The 20,300-nt window shown below is 63.4% G+C and carries 16 protein-coding genes and 1 pseudogene; 16 read left to right on the top strand and 1 reads right to left on the bottom strand.

The features are described from left to right. Window positions 1–209 (top strand): hypothetical protein (locus ACP7BV_RS19000; protein ID WP_426106022.1); only part of this gene is annotated, 209 nt, incomplete at its 5' end. Window positions 210–784: 575 nt separating this feature from the next. On the opposite strand, the gene ACP7BV_RS18995 is transcribed toward ACP7BV_RS19000, so the two are convergent. Further along, window positions 785–2,080 (bottom strand): M20 metallopeptidase family protein, encoded by a 1,296-nt coding sequence (locus tag ACP7BV_RS18995; RefSeq protein ID WP_426106021.1) that lies wholly within the window; start codon window positions 2,078–2,080, stop codon window positions 785–787. A 291-nt stretch (window positions 2,081–2,371) separates the two neighbouring features. Here ACP7BV_RS18995 and ACP7BV_RS18990 point away from each other — a divergent pair. The 15 genes and pseudogenes from ACP7BV_RS18990 to ACP7BV_RS18920 all read left to right on the top strand — a co-directional run. Beyond that, a pseudogene (locus ACP7BV_RS18990) lies at window positions 2,372–2,524 on the top strand (ATP-binding protein); the annotation flags it as partial. Between the two features lie 39 nt (window positions 2,525–2,563). After that, window positions 2,564–2,980, top strand: a complete 417-nt coding sequence (locus ACP7BV_RS18985) for a response regulator (RefSeq protein ID WP_426106032.1) — start codon at window positions 2,564–2,566, stop codon at window positions 2,978–2,980. A gap of 992 nt (window positions 2,981–3,972) precedes the next feature. Next, window positions 3,973–5,817 (top strand): glycoside hydrolase family 13 protein, encoded by a 1,845-nt coding sequence (locus ACP7BV_RS18980; RefSeq protein WP_426106019.1) that lies wholly within the window; start codon window positions 3,973–3,975, stop codon window positions 5,815–5,817. A 327-nt stretch (window positions 5,818–6,144) separates the two neighbouring features. After that, a complete protein-coding gene (locus tag ACP7BV_RS18975; protein WP_426106017.1) occupies window positions 6,145–8,421 on the top strand; it encodes a carbohydrate binding family 9 domain-containing protein in 2,277 nt (758 codons plus the stop codon). A gap of 20 nt (window positions 8,422–8,441) precedes the next feature. Beyond that, the gene (locus ACP7BV_RS18970; RefSeq protein WP_426106016.1) at window positions 8,442–9,644 is read left to right on the top strand and encodes a sedoheptulose 7-phosphate cyclase; all 1,203 of its coding nucleotides are present in this window, start codon (window positions 8,442–8,444) and stop codon (window positions 9,642–9,644) included. After that, window positions 9,631–10,017 carry a cupin domain-containing protein gene (locus ACP7BV_RS18965; RefSeq protein ID WP_426106014.1) on the top strand — a complete coding sequence of 129 codons (387 nt, stop codon included), beginning with the start codon at window positions 9,631–9,633 and terminating at the stop codon, window positions 10,015–10,017. The genes ACP7BV_RS18970 and ACP7BV_RS18965 overlap by 14 nt, the downstream gene beginning before the upstream one ends. Then, a complete protein-coding gene (locus ACP7BV_RS18960; RefSeq protein ID WP_426106012.1) occupies window positions 10,014–11,315 on the top strand; it encodes an aspartate aminotransferase family protein in 1,302 nt (433 codons plus the stop codon). The genes ACP7BV_RS18965 and ACP7BV_RS18960 overlap by 4 nt, the downstream gene beginning before the upstream one ends. Before the next feature lies 1 nt (window position 11,316). Further along, window positions 11,317–12,342, top strand: coding sequence for an ABC transporter ATP-binding protein (locus ACP7BV_RS18955; protein WP_426106011.1), 1,026 nt, complete (start codon window positions 11,317–11,319; stop codon window positions 12,340–12,342). A gap of 59 nt (window positions 12,343–12,401) precedes the next feature. After that, complete coding sequence (locus ACP7BV_RS18950; protein WP_426106010.1) at window positions 12,402–13,208, top strand: ABC transporter permease; 807 nt, start codon at window positions 12,402–12,404, stop codon at window positions 13,206–13,208. A 1-nt stretch (window position 13,209) separates the two neighbouring features. Further along, window positions 13,210–14,007, top strand: coding sequence for an ABC transporter permease (locus ACP7BV_RS18945; protein ID WP_426106009.1), 798 nt, complete (start codon window positions 13,210–13,212; stop codon window positions 14,005–14,007). A gap of 2 nt (window positions 14,008–14,009) precedes the next feature. Beyond that, window positions 14,010–15,311 (top strand): phosphotransferase, encoded by a 1,302-nt coding sequence (locus ACP7BV_RS18940; RefSeq protein WP_426106008.1) that lies wholly within the window; start codon window positions 14,010–14,012, stop codon window positions 15,309–15,311. Beyond that, the gene (locus ACP7BV_RS18935; protein ID WP_426106007.1) at window positions 15,298–17,274 is read left to right on the top strand and encodes a glycogen/starch synthase; all 1,977 of its coding nucleotides are present in this window, start codon (window positions 15,298–15,300) and stop codon (window positions 17,272–17,274) included. The genes ACP7BV_RS18940 and ACP7BV_RS18935 overlap by 14 nt, the downstream gene beginning before the upstream one ends. After that, window positions 17,267–18,373: a sugar phosphate nucleotidyltransferase gene (locus ACP7BV_RS18930; protein WP_426106005.1), complete on the top strand. Its 1,107-nt coding sequence runs from the start codon at window positions 17,267–17,269 to the stop codon at window positions 18,371–18,373. The genes ACP7BV_RS18935 and ACP7BV_RS18930 overlap by 8 nt, the downstream gene beginning before the upstream one ends. Further along, entirely contained in the window at window positions 18,370–19,392 is a 1,023-nt protein-coding gene (locus tag ACP7BV_RS18925) for an ROK family protein (protein ID WP_426106004.1), read from the top strand. The genes ACP7BV_RS18930 and ACP7BV_RS18925 overlap by 4 nt, the downstream gene beginning before the upstream one ends. After that, complete coding sequence (locus ACP7BV_RS18920) at window positions 19,389–20,300, top strand: carbohydrate kinase family protein (protein WP_426106003.1); 912 nt, start codon at window positions 19,389–19,391, stop codon at window positions 20,298–20,300. The genes ACP7BV_RS18925 and ACP7BV_RS18920 overlap by 4 nt, the downstream gene beginning before the upstream one ends.

Here is a 20,300-nt window from a genome sequence, read left to right as displayed (position 1 = left end):
TGACATCACGCTACAAATCCCTATTGCCGGCGCCAGATGACATCTCGGACGAGACTGCGGCGGTGCTGACCGGGGTCATGTTTGCACTGGCCAGTGTCTGCGAAGTACGCTATCTGGACAAGATTCTGCGCCACCAGGCAGTCAAGCTGGGGGCGAAGAGTCGGGACCATGATCCGGATCACCCTTGGGAGCGCCGCCCTCCGGATTAAGTGGCGCGCACAAATTCAAGCATGGCCCCTGCCAGCCGCTTTCAACGTGGTCTATCCGGCAGGGGCGATTCGAGCCGAGCGGATGCGAGGTCGCCCATTCAGGGCGTACCCCTGCGTTCGTCCGGAGCTCCTCCAGAGCGGTCGGCCACGGAACCAAATCTGCCGCCACTGTAATGCTCCCGCCCCATGAACGCAGGCGGAAAAGGTCCTCCGAAAAAACATCGCGACAAGTTCCAAAATTCAACCTCGAATAGGATGGTACGCCGCCCCTAAAATACTGCGGAACGTAACAATTGTGGGCGTAGCCGGGGTTTGAGGTGCAGTGGAACAGTTATGCAAAACTTTCCATGAACGTTCTATGGAAGTGCGTGGTTATGCCAGGTTGCGGTCGAACAACCCCGTAGATGCAAGGCGCAGACCTTGATTTTGCTTTCCATAAAATGCCACGTGTCAGCCGAAATTGGCACGATCAAGATAAATCTGGAATGACCGGTAACGCCCCGAAGCAGACGTAGCGCCAGTCGATCTGACCGCTACAAAGCGGCCACTCACGCTGCGCGTAGTGTCCCCTAGTCTCACTCAGCCTGGTCAGGCGTTCCTAGCCGCGCAATGATCAAGGACGAGAAGCTGCTTACTCCGACTCTGATGCTTTCTTCATCTACTTGAAAATCTGGAGCATGGTTCATAGCAATGAAACCTTTCTCGGCATTTGATCCGCCGAGGAGAAAGTACACGCCGGGAATTTTCTGTTGAAAGTAGGCGAAGTCATCATTGAAGAACGGTACCTGCCCAACAGCTTGCCTGACCGCGCCAACTCCGCGGCTTCGCTGCAGTGTGCGGATGGCAAAGCGAGTCAATGAGGCGTTGTTGAGCACAGTGGGATTGTCTTGTACGTATGACACGGAGACAAATTGGCTCTTGTGGCCGCTGGCATCAATCACGCGCTCGACGCGAGAAATGATGCCCCCCAGCTTCGATGCGGTGGTTTCATATAGATTGAAGTCAAGAACAAGCTCGTCGTTTTCTGTGCGAGTGTCAAAGGTCGCATCCATGATCAGGTAGTCCTGAAACACCGTACTCCGGGAAGTCAGTCCGATCACAGGATCGCCAATATGTTGAATCTCCCAAGGCTTCTCGCCAGTCCGGCTCCGAGACAGCTCACCGTTCACATTCTTCGTCAACTGCACTACATCCGCCCTCGACAATTCGTTTTTCAGCCTGATGCTCAGTCGCCGCTGATATGCGTACATCTCATCCGCCCGGACGACAATCTGTCCAACGGGCAATGCCGTCACGTGCAGGCCGTAGATCTCATCCGGGGTGATGGACGAGAAAACGCCCCGGTCGATCAGGGCCTTTGCGCCCTTGAAGGTCTCCTCTTCCGGCTGAAACACGAAGACAACCGTGCCACGCAAGGACTTCCGCTGCTTTGCAAGGACCTCGGCGATTCCTAGAGCAATTGCAATGTGGATATCGTGCCCGCAGGCATGCTGAACACCGGGATTCTGCGACCTGAAGAGTGCGGGATCACGGAACTCGCCAGGAAGCGCATCAAGCTCGGCTCGCCATGCAACCGTCTTTCCCGGGTGCACGCCTCGTAGTATTCCGATAACACTGTGGCCGTACTGGCCAGTGTGAACTTCTAGCCCCATTTCACGCAAGTGCGCGCTTATTGTCGCTGAAGTTCGAGATTCATAGCCCGCCAGTTCAGGGTGCTGGTGGAGATCTCGCCTGACGGCGACAAGCTTCTCGAAAAGGCCATCAGTGTGCATTTGAATCGCATCCGGGGCAGCGCGCTGGCTTGGGTTATATTGGCAAGCGCCGAGTAGCAGTCCGAAGACACTTGAGAGAATAGTTAAAAGTCGCTTCATGGTTCTGGGCTTTAGCGGTAGGGTGAAATTCCGTCTATGACCTCGAACATCATTCCTGAAATGTCTTCAGAATGTTCTTCGGGCAATGTGGGTCGGGCTATCCAACTTCGTAGAGATTGGCGAGTACCGCCGAAGTGCAGCCGTCGAATCGAGTATGTCACGCGTCAATTCACGTAGCACCCCAATTGCGACGAAACGCAGTTCACTGCGATGAAATCCAGGAAAATGCGGGTCAGCGCCGATGATCTGCTCACCGATACCGTGATGAGTTAAGCACTCTCGCACGTATTTGACATGTTTAAACTGATTGACGACAGCATGGGCCGGTCCAAGGGGGGCCTGGGTATCGGCCTATTTATCGTCAGGCGCCTGGTCGAGATGCATGGCGGGTCGATCGAGGTTCTAAGCGATGGCAAGGGCAATGGCAGCGAATTCGTGGTGCGCCTGCCCATAGCGACCTCGCTTGCGGCCCCGGAGCCAAGTATGCTGCCCGCCCCCCACATTGACGCACCTCACCACCATATCCTGGTGGTGGACGACAACGCCGATGCCGCAGAAACTTTGAGCATGTTACTCACCTTCATGGGAAACCGGACGCTGACAGCGCACGACGGGCCCCGTGGGCTGGAACTTGCGGCGCAGCTCCAGCCGAGCGTAATTTTTCTAGATATCGGAATGCCTACCCTCAACGGCTACGAAGTTGCCCGGCAAATTCGGCTGCAGGCGTGGGGCAAAGACATGGTGCTGATCGCCCTGACCGGGTGGGGCCAGGATGAGGACAGACGGCTGGCAAGCGAAGCTGGTTTTAACTTTCACTTGACCAAGCCGGTACTGCCTGCGGACCTGGAAGCGCTGTTAGGGCAATTTACTATTGCGAAAGATGGCGGGCTTTCAGCATGAAGCGATCCGACATTGTTGGAATTTTTCGAATATAGGAACGCGAGCTTGGGATCGGCCTAGGCAACCATAGGCCAACAGTGAATGTCCGCTCATGGCCGGTTGCCGTCGATTGTACCCGACACAACAGTACGAGGCTCCACAGGCGCCGGTCAGCGCCTACAATCGCCTGTGGCGATCAAGCGCCCGTGCGCACTACCTGGCCTTTAATGATTCGATCAGCTGGTCTGGAACTGTAAATCGACCTCGCTTCAGCCTTAACGGCGTTATACCTTCAACGGTCTCTATTTTTTCGATTGGATCAGCCGGTGGTGGGACAGCGCCAATCAAATCAAGAAGCGAGAAAGAATACAGGCACTCTGGTGGACATGGCGGCAATTGCCACTTGGGTAGTGCAGACGACCGCGGGCCGAAAGGAAGTCGCGCAGTTGCGTCACGGCAGCACGGTCGAGGGGAGCCGTACCGAGTCCGACCGATTCCGGCCACCGCCCACGCGGCAAAGTTGGCCACCTCTCGAACATGAGGCCTTATGGAGACACGTCGGTAGCTTTGGTTGGACCGCCAAGCGACGAAGCGGTCGAGATGCGGGCCGGCATTTCCGGCCCGATACCGCGCAATGGTTGGCGCAGATTTGAAATAGGCAGTAACCATGCTGCGCTCCTTCCTGGTTGCCCTGAAGGACGGCGGCATTCTGTGAAGCGAATCAGAGCAGTGTGACAGATCGGACCCAAGTCAAACAGGCGTCGCCGTCGCCCCAGATCGGTTTACTCCGCATAACAATATCCTTTTCATAAGAACGTATGCAAAGCTTTCCATAAACGCTCGACGACACCTCATACCCCTAGCCTGTAACAAACCCTTGTTTGCTTCCTGCCAGTCTCAAGGAAAGGGTGAGGCAATGTAATTTCACTACATCTAACCAAAAACCCTGGAAAGATTTTCATTGTTTTGATAGGAATCTATGTTATTTTGCTACAAAAACCAAAGGAGATGTGATGAAACGACTAGCCCTCATGCTGCTTGCCAGCGTGTTTTTATCCAGCGCCCACGCTGCAGACTTCCAAATCGCCCACGTTGAGCCGATGCACTGGTGGGTCGGCATGCACGATCCGCAATTGCAGGTGATGGTCCATGGCGAAAACATCGCCAGCCTCAAGCCGGAGGTCAATTACCCTGGCGTCAAGCTGGTGCGCGTCGACCGCACGGACAACAAGAATTATGTCTTTCTAAACTTTCAGATTGCCCCGAGTGCGCGCGCCGGCGCGTTCGACATTGCCTTCAAGCGCGGCGGCGCCACCTTGGCCAGCACCCGCTACCGCCTCGAGCAGCGGCGCCAGGGCTCGGCCCAGCGCAAAAGTTTTAGCGCCGGCGACGCCATTTACCTGCTCATGCCCGACCGCTTCGCCAACGGTAGCGCCGCCAACGACACGCTGCCCGGCATGGTGGAGCCGGCCGACCGCGCCAACCCGGTGGCCCGCCACGGCGGCGACCTGGCGGGCATGACGGCGCACCTGGACTACATCAAGCAGCTCGGCTTCACCATGGTTTGGCCGACGCCACTGCTGGAAAACAACCAGCAAGCGTATTCCTACCACGGCTACGCCCTGACCGATTTTTACCGCGTCGATCCGCGCTTTGGCAACAATGACGATTACCGGCGCTATGTCGCCGCCGCCAATGGCCTGGGCATGGGCGTCATCCATGACGTTGTGCTCAACCACATCGGCAACGGCCACTGGTGGATGAAGGACATGCCCGCCGTCGACTGGCTCAATGTGCCCGCCACGCGCGCGCTGACCAACAACCAGCACAGCACCGTGCACGACATCCACGCCGCACCCGAAGACCGCGCGCTGTTCCAGGATGGCTGGTTCGTCGATTCCATGCCGGACATGAATCAGCGCAATCCGCTGGTGGCCCGCTACCTGATCCAGAATACGATCTGGTGGGTTGAATACGCCAATTTGTCGGGTATCCGCGAAGACACGTTTTCCTACGCCGACTCGCGCTTCCTGTCCGCCTGGTGCAAGGCGGTGCTGGCCGAGTATCCGAACCTGAATATCGTCGGCGAGGAAATGGATGCGCAGCCCCAGCTGGTCGCGTACTGGCAGAAGGGCGCCCGCAACCGCGACGGCTACGATTCGGGCTTGCCGAGCGTGATGGACTTTCCCCTTGTTGAAGCGCTGCCCGCCACGCTGAACAACAGCGAACAAGGCTGGGACGGCTTCCACAAGCTGTACGACATGATCGCCAATGACTTCCTGTACCCCGACCCGATGAATCTGCTCGTGTTCGTCGACAACCATGACCGCTCGCGCATGCTGCCTTTAGTGCATGGCAATGTCGACCTGCTCAAGACGGCGCTGCTGTTTACGGCAACCACGCGCGGCATTCCCCAGTTCTTCTATGGCACGGAAGTGCTGACCAGCAGTCCGGTCGAACGCGACGACGGCCGCCTGCGCGCCGACATGCCGGGCGGCTGGGAAGGCGACCATGTGAACGCCTTCACCGGCGCCGGCCTTACCGCGCAGCAAACCGACATGCAAGCCTTCACGCGCAAGCTGTTCAATTGGCGCAAGGGCAGCGCCGCCATCGCCGGCGGCAAGCTGACCCACTTCATCCCGCAGGACGGCTGCTATGTCTACTTCCGCTACGACGGCGCGCACACCGTCATGGTCGTGCTGAACAAGAATGCGAGTCCGGCCACGCTCGACTTGACGCGTTTCAAAAGCATGATCAAGCAGGCCGCGCGCGGCCGTAACGTCTTGACGGACGAGACCGTGTCGCTGCGTGCGCCGCTGGCCATGAAACCGATGACCTCGCTCGCTATTGAGTGGTAGCGTCGTTCGCTTGAAGTGGGCAGGGCGGGCAATCCGCCTGCCCGCCGGTGCGCTTCGGCGTGCTGCAAAGCGCTTTCCCTCCGTACCACCCCCCAAGCCCTCATTTCATGTAGTAATACAACGCCGATCAACGTTCTAGTTTACATTGAAGTAAAAAACAAGTTTGCAGCACATTGCAAATTGCTGTTTTTTAGAGCTATTTCTACATTTTGTGTAATCGTCCTCATAAAAATTTCATGTTTTTCTGCCGGGTTGTAGGTTTACTACAAAATATCCATGTATTATTACTACACAATAATCTCGGTGACGGTCAGGATGAGCGCAGACATGAAGGTCGATAAATGGGCAGCGATGGCGCGACCGAAGTCGCTGGATGGCGTGCGCAGCTGGCCGCGACCGGCGCTCTTCAGCCTGTGCGTGCTTCTCTCAGGTATGGCATTTGGCGCCGACGGTTTCCAGGCCCGGCGGCTGCCGGCGAACCAGCAGATCCACCTGGACGGCACCCTCAACGACGCCGCCTGGGCCAGCGCCCCCGTCTACGACAGCTTCTTCGAAACCCAACCGGTCGACAACGTGGCCGCCAAAGTGCGCACCGAAGTGAAGGTGCTGTACGACCAGCGCTATCTGTATATCGGCGTGCGCGCCCACGACGGCGAGCCGGGCCGGATCCGCAGTCCTTTCGCCCGTCGCGACAAGCTGAGCAATGACCAGGACTACATCGGCTTGTTCCTCGATTCCGGCGGCAGCGCCAAATCGGCCCAGGTCATCTACGTCAACGCGCGCGGCGCCATCAGCGACGGCTCCCACAGTCCCGCCGGCGGCGACAACTTCGCGCCGGACATCGATGTCGACGCCGCCACCGCCCGCTTCGACGGCGGCTGGACCATGGTGGCGCGCATTCCGTTTGCCTCGGTCGCCTATGTGCGCGACGGCACGGCGCCGTGGAAGCTGCTGGTGATGCGCAACCTGACGCGCGAGCAGCGCTACCGCATGTACAGCGCCCCCGTCACCCGTAATACCAACTGCATCCTGTGCTTCGCCACTCCGGTCGCCCAACTGAACGATTTGCCTACGGGCTTGAGCTGGAGCGCCACCCCGCAACTGGTCATGAGCCGCAACCGCAGCGAGCAGACCGGCTCCGCCGATGTGCGCACCGACAAGCGCAAGCTCAGCCTGGACGTCAAGCTGCGGCCCGATTCGGCCAGCGTGGTCGACCTCACCATCGAGCCGGACTTTTCGCAGGTCGAACTCGATGCACCCCAATTGTCCGGCAACACCCGCTTCGGCTTGTTCGTGCCGGAAAAGCGCCCCTTCTTTCTTGAGGGGAGCGACCTGCTGCAGACGCCGCTGCGCGCCATCAACACCCGCACCATCGGCCAGATCGGGTTCGGCGCACGCTACACCCGGCGCGGCGAGAGCAGCGACCTGACCGCCTTGTACGCCAACGACCGCGGCGACAGCCTGGTCCAATTGCCCGGTCCCTACGGCACCGGGTATGCCCGCGTCAGCGAAGGCTCGAAAGCGGCGCTGGGGCGCATCCAGTTCAAGCGGGGCGATCTGGTGCTGGGCATGACCGGCAGCGAACGCCGGTATGCGGGCGCTCGCGGCTACAACAGCCTGGCCGGTCCCGACCTGAGCTGGCAGCCGGGCGCCTACGACCGCGTGCGCGCCCAGTTGCTGGTGAGCGCCACCACCGCCAAGGCCGACGGCCACGGCGCGCTGGTGGCAGGCGAGCGCAGCAGCGGCCACGCCGCCATGCTCGACTGGAGCCACGACCCGCAGAACTGGTCCCTGCAGGGCAGCCTGGAAGACGTCAGCGATGGCTTTCGCGCCGATAACGGCTTCTTTTCGCAAGTCGGTTACCGCTTCGTCAACGGCCAGACCTCGCGCAAGCTGGGCCGCACCGGTCCCTTTAATGAAATGAATCTCTATTTCTACGCCGATCGCCGCGTTGACCGCAGCGGCGCGCTGATCTCGACCGACATTTTTCCCGGCATCTGGATCGCCGGCCCCCTGGACAGCGAATTCGAACTGCACGTCAAGCCGGCCAACCGCACCCGTACCCTGGCCGGTGGCGAGGTGCTGACCACGGCGCTGGCGGGCGGGCGCGTCGGCATCACGCCGGGCCCGGTGCTGGCGCGTCTGCAGGCCGAACTGACGTACGGCGACCAGATCGACGTGCTGGCCACGCGCGTGGGCAAGGGCGGCACGCTGACCTTGTATGGGCGCGTGCGCCCGTCCGAACGACTCGAGTTCGAACCGACCTACACCATCAACTGGATCGATGGCAAGGACGGGGCTGAACAGGGCCAGCGCCTGTACACGGCGCAGGCGGCCCAGCTCAATGGCATCTATCACTTCAGCGCGCACGATTCGCTGCGCATGATCGCGCAGTGGACGCGCACCGAGCGCGCGCCGCAGTGGTATGCGCTGCCGGTCGCTGCCCGGAGTACCCAGCAGGTCGCCTCGTTCGTCTACGGCCACACTGCATCGTTCGGCACGGCGGCCTATGCCGGCCTGACCTTAACGCGCGGCGACGCCCCCGGCAGCGCGCCCCACACGGCGCAAAACGAGGTATTTCTCAAATTGTCATGGCAAATCTAAATCCCCAGCAGGAGAACCCAATGCAAACAGGCGTACATCACATCGACGGTACCTTCCATTCCCGCGCCGCGGCAGAATGGCGCTACAGCGTCGACATGACCGAGGGTGTTTTTGACCCCGACAACGAATTATTGGCCGGCTACTGCGAAGGGCGGCAGGTGCTGGTGTTTTCCAGCGGCGTGGTCGACTCCCTGTACGGCGAGGCCGTGCGCGCCTATTTTGCGGCCCACCTGCCGGAGGGCAGCTGGCAGTACGTGGTGCTGCCAACGGGCGAGCATAACAAGAATTTGCGCAGCGTCGAAGCGATCTGCGAGCATGCCAAACAGGCCCGCATCGACCGCCATGGCTTGCTGGTCGCCGTCGGCGGGGGCATCGTGTGCGACATCGTCGGCTTCGCCGCCTCGATCTACAAGCGCGGCATCGGCTTCATCAAGGTCAACACCACGCTGGTGGGCCAGATCGACGTCGGCGTGGGCATCAAGACCGGGGTCAACTTCCTCGCGTCCAAGAACATGGTGGGCACCTACTACCCGGCGCACGCATCGATCAACGACCCGCGCCTGCTGCAGTCGCTGCCGGCGCGCCAGATCAGCTGCGGTCTGGCCGAAATCATCAAGATGGCGATCATCGTCAGCGCCGAGCTGTTCGAACTGCTTGAAGTGCACGTGGCGTCGATCCGCGCGCGCCGTTTCGCCGATGGCAGCGTGCAGGACGGCCAGCGCGATCTGAAGGTGCTGACCATGGCGATCCGTCTAATGATGGACGAACTGTGTCCCAACCTGCAGGAACGCGAGTTGGCGCGGCTGGTCGATTTCGGCCACAGCTTTTCCCCGATGATGGAAATCGAAAGCGACCACCAGCTGCACCACGGCGAAGCGGTGGCGATCGACATGGCGCTGTCGGCCCGCATCGCCGTGCGTCTGGGCTTGCTGAGCGAGGCCGACTGCGCGCGCATCCTGGCGCTGCTGGTGGCCAGCGGCCTGCCGGTCTACCACGCCGCCACCTGCAGCGCGGCGCTGCTGGGCGAAGCCCTGCGCGACATGGTGCTGCACCGCGGCGGGCGCGTCAATCTGGTGGTGCCGACCGGCTTGGGGTGCGCCGATTTCATCCGCCACAGCGAGGCGCTGCCGGCCGAGTTGGTGGCCGCCGCCGCCGACGATCTGCGCCGCTATTGCAATACCCGCGCCGCGCTCAGCGAGGAGGACGTGCATGCGCTTGCCTGAGGCCGCCAGCGGCACGGTCAGCAATCTGTACCGTGACCATCTCGCCGAGCAGCCGCACTGCCATGACGGCCAGGGCAGCGTTTCCGTGTTCCGTCCGTTCCAGCGCTCCGCAGGCGCGCCCGGGGTCGAGTTCATCGACCTGGTCGTCATTCCGCCCGGCGCGAGCATCGGGCGCCACCGCCACGGCGACAACGTGGAATGGTATGTGATCCTGTCCGGCAGCGGCAGCATGTGGTTCGCCGAGCAAGAGCGCCGAGTCGAACCGGGCGATATCCTGGTCAACCCGCCCTTTGGCGAACACGGTTTGCGCAACGATTCGGCGGCCGCTATCGGCCTCTTGGTGTTCCAGGTCTCCGCCGCCGAGGCGCCATGAGCACGCCGGGAGCGCATCAGGCCGAGCAGCTCGCACGCGAGCAGCGCCACCTGGCCAGTGGCATTTCCGAAGAAGCGCAAGTGGGTGCGCGCGTGTTCGCCAGCGGCAGCGGCGACCATTTGTTCGACACCGAGGGCAATCGCTATATCGATTTCGCGGCCGGCATCCTGACCCAGTCGGTCGGTCACTGCCACCCGCAGGTGGTGGCGGCGATGCAGGAGCAGATCGGCAAGCTGTGGAACGTGCACGACTGCGCCACGCCGGGCCGCGCCGCGCTGGGCGAGATGCTGGCCAGCCTGATGCCGCACGGCCTGGACGCGTTTTGTTTTCTGTCGACCGGGGCCGAGGCGGTCGAGGCGGCGATCCGCGCCGTCTGGTCGATCGCCGCACCGGGGCGCAACCGGGTCGGCGCGCTGCGCTACGGCTTTCACGGCAAGACCGCCGGCGCGCGCCAGCTGGTGCATTGGGATATCGGGCACCAAAGCTTTTCGGGCAACAGCATTCTGGCCTATTCGCCGTATTGCTACCGCTGCCCGCTCGAATTGAGCTACCCCAGCTGCGATCTGCAGTGCGCCAAGCTGGCCAAGCGCCATATCGCGCGCGACAACGTGGCCGCCTTCTTTTTTGAGCCGGTGCTCGGCGCGGCCGGCGTGATCGTGCCGCCGCCCGGCTACTGGGACATCATCGGCGAAGCTTGCCGCGCACACGGCGTGCTGCTGGTGGCTGACGAAATCGTCACCGGCGGCGGGCGCGCCGGGACCTTTCTGGCCTCGACCCGGCTCGGCATCGAGCCCGACCTGGTGACCATGGCCAAGGGCCTGGGCTCGGGCTTTCCGTTCGCGGTGCTGGCCGGGCGCAAGGAGATCATGAATTCGCCCGCCTTCGGCGCGCCGGGCAGTTCCTCGTCGACCTTCGCCAGCAATCCGCTGGGACTGTGCGCGGCGCAGACGACGCTGGACGTGATCGTGGCCGAGGATTTATTGGCGCGCGTGCTGCGCCTTGAGCTGCGCATCGCGCCGCAGCTGCAGCAACTGGCCGAGCGCTTTGAGGCGGTCGGCGAGGTGCGCGGCCTGGGCTTGTTGTACGGGATTGAATTCGTGCGCGACAAGGCCAGCCGCACGCCCAACCCGCAGGCGGCACGGCGCGTGTTTACGCTGTGCCTGGACATGGGGCTGCGCCTGTGCCTGGGCGGGCATATCCTGCGCCTGGCGCCGCCCTTCAACGTGGCCGAGGAGAGCGTCGACGAAGCGCTCGCCATCCTCGAGCGCGCCATCGCGCAACAGCAACAGGAAGCTTGAGATGGCACCCATTATCCGGGTCGAGGGATTGACCAAGCAATACAAACTGTACGAGCGCAAGCCGGGCCTGTGGGGCAGCGTGTCGACCCTGTTCTCGCGCCGCCACCGCATCGTGCGCGCGGTGGACAATATCTCGTTCAACGTAGCGCCCGGCGCGCGGGTGGCCTACCTTGGGCCCAACGGCGCCGGCAAATCGACCACGATCAAGATCCTGGCCGGCATCGTCACGCCCACCAGCGGGCGCTGCGAAGTGGCCGGGGTGGTGCCGTACCGCGAACGGGTGCGCAACGCCGCCAATATCGGCGTCGTGTTCGGCCAGCGTTCGCAGCTGTGGTGGGACTTGCCGGTAGCCGATTCGTTCGCCATCCTGCGCCGCATCTACGCCATTTCACCGGCCGTCTACGACAAGAACATGCGCCTGTTTCGCGAGTTGCTCGACATCGACCAGCTGGCCGCAGTGCCGGTGCGCAAACTGAGCCTGGGCCAGCGCATGCGGGTCGAAATCGCCGCCAGCTTCCTGCATGATCCGCGGGTGGTGTTTCTCGACGAGCCGACCATCGGCCTGGACGCCATTCTCAAGCAAGCCATCCGCACCCTGATCCGGCGCATGAACGAGGAAGTGGGCACCACCATCGTGCTGACCAGCCATGACATGGATGACGTCAGCGAAATTTGCGACGACCTGATCTTGATCGACAAGAGCCGCGTGGTCTACCAGGGCACGGTGGCCGCTTTGAATAGCATGGAGCAGCGCCGTTCGGTGCTGTTCGACTACCGTCCGGCGCCGGCGGCGGCCGAGGCGCTGGCCCGGCTGGCACAGCATTTCCCAGCGATCGACGCGGTCACGCCGCAGGCGCAGGGCAGGGCGCGCATCGACTTTCGGCGCGACGCGCTGGACTTGCCGGCCCTGATCGCGCACCTGTTCCGCCAGTTCGACATCGTCGACTTCTATTCGCTCGCGCCCGACCTCGAAGAGATCATCCGCGGCGTCTACCAGGCCGGCATGCCCAACCAGAGGGCGGCATGACGGAGGGCAGCATGACGGAGGGCGGGATGACAGAGAGCGGGATGACAGAGAGCCGCATCATGACGACGCTTCGCCGTTACGGCCTGCTGACCGCCTGCGCACTGCAGGCGCAACTTGCCTACCGCGCCAGCCTGGTGCTCACGCTGGTGGCCAGCGCCACCAGCCTGCTGGCCCAGTTGTACCTGTGGCGCGCCATCTACGGCGCTGACGGCCACGCGGTGCTGGCCGGATTCCGGCTGGCCGACATGACCAGCTACCTCCTGTTTAGCAACCTGCTGTTCCTGATGCTCGACAACCGGGTCGATCACGAGATCGCCGCCGACATCATGCGCGGCGATATTCTGATCCACTTCGTGCGCCCGGTCAGCTACACGGTGCAAAAGTTTTTCACCTCGCTGGCCACGGTGCTGAGCAACGGCGTGCTGGTCGGCCTGCCTCTGTGCGTTCTGGGCGCCGTGCTGTTTGGCCTGACAATGCCGCGCGGGCCCGACGTGCTGCTGTTTGCCGTCAGCGCCACCCTGGCGCTGCTGATCGGCTTTCTGCTCAACGCCTGCGTCGGGGCGCTGGCCTTCGTCACCACCAATCTGTGGGGCATCCAGATGATGAAAACGGCTACCGTCGGCATCCTGTCGGGCTATCTGATTCCGCTCAGCTTTTTCAGTCCGCCCTTGCGGCAGGTGGCTGACTGGCTGCCATTCCAGTCGATGATTCACACGCCGGTCGCGCTATTACTGGGCAAGGCCGGCGGCCTGGGCGCGGCGTTTGCGCTGATTGGACAGCAGCTGTGCTGGGTGCTGCTGCTGGGCGCCGCCTGCGCCGCCCTGTGGCGCCAGCTGGGCAAGCGGCTCGATGCGGTGGGGGGCTAGCATGCACACTTACAAGCACTACCTGGGCCTGTCCCTGTTTCTGGGCGGCGTATTTCTGCGCAAACTGATGCAGTACCGGGCCGACTTCCTGATCGGCGCCTTCGGCTTCGTCGTGTCGGTCTCGACCCGCGCCTTGTTCATCTACTTGGTGTTCCGGCACGTGAACACGATTTCGGGCTGGAGCTACCATCAGGTGCTGTTCCTATTCGGTTTTTCGCTGATCCCGCGCGGACTCGATCACATGTTCTCGGACCAGCTGTGGGAACTGGGCCGCAAGCTGATCCAGCGCGGCGAATTCTTCAAGTACCTGATCCGCCCCATCAATCCCCTGTTCCACCTGGTGTCGGAGCGCTTCTTCTACCCTGACGGGCTGGGCGAAATCGGCGCCGGCATCGCGATTGCCATCTACGCGGCGGGTTCCTTGCCGATCGCGATGAGCCCGACCAAGGCGCTGATGATGCTGCTGCTGGTGCTGTCGGCAGCGCTCATCTACCTGTCGGTCAAGCTGGCGTTCGCCTCGCTCGCCTTCTGGACCGTCAACAGCCTGCCGGCCATGAACGCCGCTTACCAGCTATCGAGCTTCGTCAAGTACCCGCTCGATATCTTCCACCACGCAATCCAGTTCGCGCTGTTGTGGGTGCTGCCGTTCGCCTTTACCGCCTATGTGCCGGTGCTGTACATCTTGCACGACGACTGCACGCTGGTGTACTGGACGCCGGTGGTGGCGCTGCTCAGCTTTACCGCCGCCTACCGGCTCTGGCTGGCCGGTATCGAACGCTACGACATGACGGGGAGCTGAAAATGGATGATATTGTCGATGAGGTGGCCATTGACGGCCTGTCGGCGTCGGTGCGGATCGGCATTGCCGGTACCACTGGCGCCCTGCGTTTCTTTGCCGTCTCCGGCAGCCGCGACGTGCTGGCCGAGCCCCTGTTCCAGCAAGAGGTGCTGGGCCGGTTGATCGCATGCGGGAGCGTGCCGACCCGGCATGGCGTGATCGAATTCGAAGCCGCTTCAGTGTTGCCCGCGCTGCCCTGGTCCCTGGCGGCGCGCGACACTGGTTCATCGAGCAATTGCGTCAGCCGCCTGTTGGCCGGCGCCGTCCCGCTGGTGCACAAAGTGTACCGCCAGCTAGCGCCCGCCAATGTCGAACTTGATGCCAGCATGCGTCTGGACCAGGCCGCGCCCGGCGTGCTGGCGCGCTGCCTGGGCGGCTACCGCTACCGTAGCACCAACGGCGAACAGCTGGTGCTCGGCCTGGTGACCGAATACGTGCGAGGCGAGGGCGTGTACGCCGCCATGAGCCGCGACCTGCGCGCGCTCTGGTCCGGCGACGCACGCCAGGCCGACCCGCACTTGCTCGAGCAGCTGGCCGGGTGGCGTGATTTTCTCGGCAGCTTCCATGACACCATCGAGCGCACTTTTGGCGGCGGCGCGGCCGCTCCGGATTTTGACCTGGCCGCCTTTTGCGCCGATGCCCGCGCGCGCCTGGGCCGCCTGCGGGCCCACCTGCACGGCGATCCGCTGCTCGGGCCGCAGACCAGCGGCCGCGTGGCCCGCTTGTTCGACCAGCTGGAGTCAAGCTGCTTTGCGGCCGGCGCAGCAAACGACCTGCGCGCCAGCGCCTGCCATGGCGACCTGCACCTGTCGCATTTGCTGGTGCAGGCCGAGGGCACGCAGCGCCGCCTGATCGACTTTTCGCCGCTTGCGCTGACAAAGGACGAGGCGCGCTTTCGCGCCAGCAGCAAGCTGCTCGACTGGGCCGCGCTGGAACGCGCGCTCGACTATTTTTTTCTCGACGAGGCGGCACTGGCGCTGTCGCAACACACGGGGCAGGACCAGCAACTGGCCATGCAGGGCTTGATCGGGGCCAGCGCGCCGCTGGTCGAGCGCGCCGGACAGTGGCGCACGCAGGTGCGCGCCGCCCTGTGCGGCCCGGAGCGCGCCAGCGCGGTGCGGCGGCGCTTCTACTTCGCCCGCCTGCTGCAGGAACTCGAATACAACTACGATCATCAGCGGCCCTACTACCGCTGCATCGACTTCTGTTCGCTGATCAAACAATTTTTACATTTACCAAAGGAGGGCACGCGTGCATATCGTTGAATGCTATTTCGAATCAGGCGGTTTCGATTTCAATCTGCTCAAGGGCGGCATTTCGGTCTATATGTGGAACCTGTCGCGCCAGTTCGTCGCGGCCGGACACCGGGTATCGATCATCACCGCCACCAACGGCCGGCTCGACTACCTGGCCAGCCACTACCAGCTTGAAACGGTCGATTACCGCTACGCTTACCGCTTGCCGCTGGTGCTCGATCCCCTGGTGTGGGAAGGCCAGAGCGAAGTCGAGGTGCCGCTTGAGACCAGCGTCTACAAGATGACGCTGGAAGGCATCGACGTCTACTTCCTCGACAACGAGATGCTGCGCCTGTATCCGGACACCTGCTATCCGCCCTACCAGAGCAAGGGCAGCGACATCGGCTTTTACAAGCCGCTCGCGTTCCAGGTCGACTGCATCAAGTTCATCCAGAAGCACTTTGCCGGCCAGCCTTTGCTGATCCACGCGCATGAGCCGTATTACCAATATCTGATGCCGTTCGCCTTCCGCGACGACCCAGACCGGATCATGGTCAGTACCGTGCAAAGCAATATGCCGGTCAACAAGAAGGTCTACAAACCCAAGGTGGCGCGCCTGCTTGCCCTGCTTGGCATCGAGGCCGACCTCGATCAGTTCGACGACCGGCTCGACCGCAGCGATCCGCTGCTGCGCTGCATGGAGCAGCACCTGCCCGCGTCCCATCTTTACTATCCGTACCGGGACGACTATCTGAACCTGCTAGCGCCAATCGTCGCCTACAGCGATTATGTCGATTTCCTCTCGCCCGGCCAGCTGCGCTTTTACACCAGCTTTGCCGACACGCCGTTCGAGCAGCTGTTCGGCCAACTGGCCATTGCCAAGGTGCTGGCCGAGCATCGCAGCAAATTGTTCGTAGGCTGGTGCGCCATTAGCGACAGCTGGCACCAGTTCGACCCGGCCAGCGTGGCGCGCGACGACGTGCTGCGCGGCCTCGGGCTCGACCCGGCCAACCCGACCTTCTATCACAACGCCCGTTACGCGGTCGAGCACAAGGGGCAGGTCGAGCTGATGCGCGCCATCGAGCAGGCGCTCGAGCGCGATCCGAAGCTCAACTTCATCGTGCGCTGCATTTCCGGCACCGGCATCGACAACCCGTACTTCCATCAGGTCAAGGCGCGCTTCCCCGCCAGTATTCACCTCGACTGGAGCATGGTCAGCGAGCAAACGCTGATGCAGTATGCCAGTGCGGCCGACTTCAGCCTGTTTCCGTCCAAGTTCGAAATGGACACCTTCCTCATCGCGCAGGGCGAATCGATGCTGTGCGGCGCAGTGCCGATCGCCACCGCCCAGGAAGGCACCAGCCACTTCGAACACGCGCTGCCGGTGACGCACCCGCGCGCCACCGGCCTGGCCGTGAACCGCTCGTTCGCCGAGGACGACCCGCTGCTGGCGCAAGCGCTGGCCGAGCGCATCATCGAGGCGGCCGCGCTGTATCGCCACGACCAGCCGTGCTACCGCAAGCTGGTGCGCAATGCGCGCGCGGTGGCATCCCAATTTACGTGGGAGATGGCGGCCCGCGCCCACCTTGACGTATTCGAGCGGGCCGAGGCCGAGCGCCTGGCGCGCCATGCCGATACCGAAGCGCCGGCCGCGCGCGCCGCGCAGCAGTTCGAACAAGCCTACGCGCGCGCCGATTTCGAGGCTTGCGCGGCGCTGGCCGGCCATCTGGACGCGCCGGCCCTGTCCGAGCGGCTCGCGCGCCGCTTCAGCGTGGCATCCAATACGGTGTCGTACCGGCACGAGCAAGTGCGCGGCGTGGAGCTGTTCGCCCGCTTCGACGCCGGCGTTGACCGCTTCGAGTGCGTCCCGATGCAAGCCAATGGCGCGCAGTTTGAAGTGGCGCTGCCGCAGCAGCCGGTCGAGCGTGAATTGTATTTCCGCCTGACGCTGGCCAACGGGCGCGTATGCTGGGACCGGAGCGGCCATGCGTGAAACCCGCTTGACTTTGCTGGCCGGCGGCATGGGCGTGCGCATGGGACGCCTGGGCCACGGCCGCCTGAAACCCCTGATTCCGTTTGGCGGCGCCTGCCACCTGATCGACTTCAGTATCGAAAACGCGCGCCGCAGCGGCGCCAGCGAAGTGCTGCTCATGCCCCAGTACAACACTGGCCAGCTGCTGCGCTACATGCTCGAGACCTGGTGCAGCGGGCCCGGTTTCCAGGTGCACCTGGGCGCCTACCAGGGCGTGCGCGCCGATAACGTGGACGCCACGCTGGAGCGGGTGCAGCGCCCGACCGAACGCGGCACGGCCGATGCGCTGATCAAGAATGCGCCCTATATCTTCGGTCCCGCCACGCGCGACGTGATGGTGCTGCATGCCGACCATGTGTACCAGTTCGACTACCAGCCGATGCTCGACCATCACCGCCGCAGCGGCGCCGCGCTCACCATCGGCTACCAGGAGATCGAACTGGAGTACGTCAAGCTGTTCGGCATGGTGCAGTTCGACGACGACGGTAATTTGCGCAGCTTCGTCGAAAAGCCCGCGGCGCCGACCGCCAACACCGTGTTTTCTGCCGTGTGCGTATTCAATGCCGAAGTCCTGCAGCGCTACTTGGCCCTGCTCGACGGCAGCAACTGGCAGCACGACATCAGCCGCGACGTGATTCCCGCCATGCTGGCCGGCGGCGAAACGATCAAGGGCTTTTGCTTTGACCACTACTGGGAAGACATCGGCACGGTTGATCGCTACCTGCGCGCCAACTTGCGCATGCTGGACGCGGCGCCGACAATGGCGCTCTCGCAGCTGCCGGTGACGATCGCGCCCGAGGTGGCGCGCCGCTACGTGGCCGCCGAGGGCAGCCTGAGGCAAGCCATCGTCGGCGCCGATTTCGACAGCGGCGCCAGCATCGAGCGTTGCATCGTGTACCCCGGGGCGCGCGTCGCCGACTCGGCCGTCATACGCAACAGCATCGTGATGCCGGGCGCCGTGGTGGCGCCGGGCACGCGCCTGGACAACGCGATCGTGCTCGCGTCCGACCAGCCGGGTGTCCCCGATCCGCTGGACGTGATCCAGCTGGAGGCTTCATGAGCGGCGCCTATATCGTGCTTGACATGGGCGGCACCACGCTGCGCAGCGCCTTGTACGATCCGGCCAGCGGCGTGTTGTCGAACACGCGCCGCGAGCCGACCGACAACTTCATCGGCTGGCCCGAGCTGACGCTGGCGCAGCTTCAGGACAAGGTGTTCGAGCAGCTGCAGCGCTGCATCGCGGCCCAGCGCGCATGCGCGCCGGCGGCCGCCGCCTGCATCTCGTTTGCCGGCCCGGTGGCGCCCGATGGCCGGGTGGTCGGCGCGCCAACCATCTGGGGCAAGACCGGCGCGCCGCTGGCGCTGGGCGCGCGCCTTTCCGCGGCGCTGGACATGCCGGTCCATTTGCTCAACGACGTGACTGCCGCCGCCTGGCGCTACAGCGAGCAGGTCGACGAGCCGTTCTGCCTGATCACGGTCAGCTCCGGCATCGGCAACAAGGTGTATTACGACGGCCAGACGCTGGTCAACGGCGACGGCTTCGGCGGTGAAATCGGCCACTTACGGGTTGACTTCGGCCCCGATGCGCCGCTGTGCGATTGCGGCGAACGGGGCCACCTTGGCGCGCTCGCGTCCGGCCGCGGCACGCTGGAAGTGGCGCGCCGCTTTGCACTTGCCGATCCCGACGCATTCGCGGCCTCGCTGCTGGCGCGCCTGTGCGGCGGCGAGGCCGACGCCATCACCACCTACCACCTGGTCGAAGCGGCCAAGGCCGGTGACGCCTTTGCCGCCGGCTGCGTGCGGCACGGGATCGGCTTCATGGCGCGCGCCATCGCCACCATCTATGCGGCCATCGGCGTGCGGCGCTACCTGTTCATGGGCGGCTTTGCCCTGGCGCTGGGCGAGCTATACCACCAATGGCTGGCAGCCGAACTGCGCACCATCGGCCTGTTCGGCGTGGCGCCGGAGGCCGTCGCCGATGTGCTGGAAATGACCGAAGAAGACGACGACCACGGCCTGACCGGCGCCGGTCGCTACCTGCGCCATACGCTGGCGCATCAAGAAAGGGAAACGCTATGAAGCATGACTACGATGTATTGGTGGTAGGCGGGGTCGGCATCGACACCATTGTGCGGGTTCCCGCGCTGCCGCTGCCGCTGGCCGATTCGATCCACGTGGGACCGGTGCGCGACTACGTGGCCCACACCGGCAACGGCGTGGCCCTGGCTAGCCACGCGCTTGGCCTGCGCACCAAGCTGGTCGACTTCATCGGCGCCGACGCCCAGGCCGAGCTGATACACGCGCGCTACCGCGACACCGGCCTCGATTTCAGCTATATCGTGCACCCGAGCGGCACCCGGCGCAGCGTCAATTTGGTCGACCCGAGCGGACGGCGCCTGTCGCTGTATGACGGGCGCCATCCGCACGAACTGCGCATGGACAGCGCGTTCTACCTGCCTTTCCTGCGGCGCGCGCGCCACGCCCACTTCTCGATCATGAACTGGGCGCGCGACCTGTACGAGGATGCGCGCGCGCTTGGCGTGACGGTCTCGAGCGACCTGCACGACTGGGACGGCGCCAGCGACTACCACCGCGATTTTGCCTTGCAGTCGGACCTGGTGTTTGTCAGCACGGCGGCGCTGGGCGGACGCCACGAACAAGTGATGCGCGCCATCCTGGACCAGGGCAGGGCGCAGACCGTGGTCGCCATGGCCGGCGACCAGGGCAGCTACCTGCTGCGCCGCGGCGACAGCGCGCCGCGCTACATGGGCTGTGCCCAGCTGGGACGCACGATTGTCGACTCCAACGGCGCCGGCGACGCCTATGTGTCGGGCTTTTTGTATGGCCACTTCAATGGCATGGGCAGCGACGCCTGCATGCGCCTGGGCGCGGTGGCAGGTGCCTACGCCTGCGGCATCGAAGGCACGGCCGAGGGCTTCCTCACGCGCGGCCAGCTGCTTGACTACGCCGCCACGGCGGCGCTCTGA

The organism is Massilia sp. TSP1-1-2 (assembly GCF_049896185.1).
In the GTDB taxonomy this organism is placed as follows: domain Bacteria; phylum Pseudomonadota; class Gammaproteobacteria; order Burkholderiales; family Burkholderiaceae_D; genus Telluria_A.
Note: the sequence above shows the minus strand (reverse complement) of the source record. Positions and strands in the feature narration are given on the sequence as shown.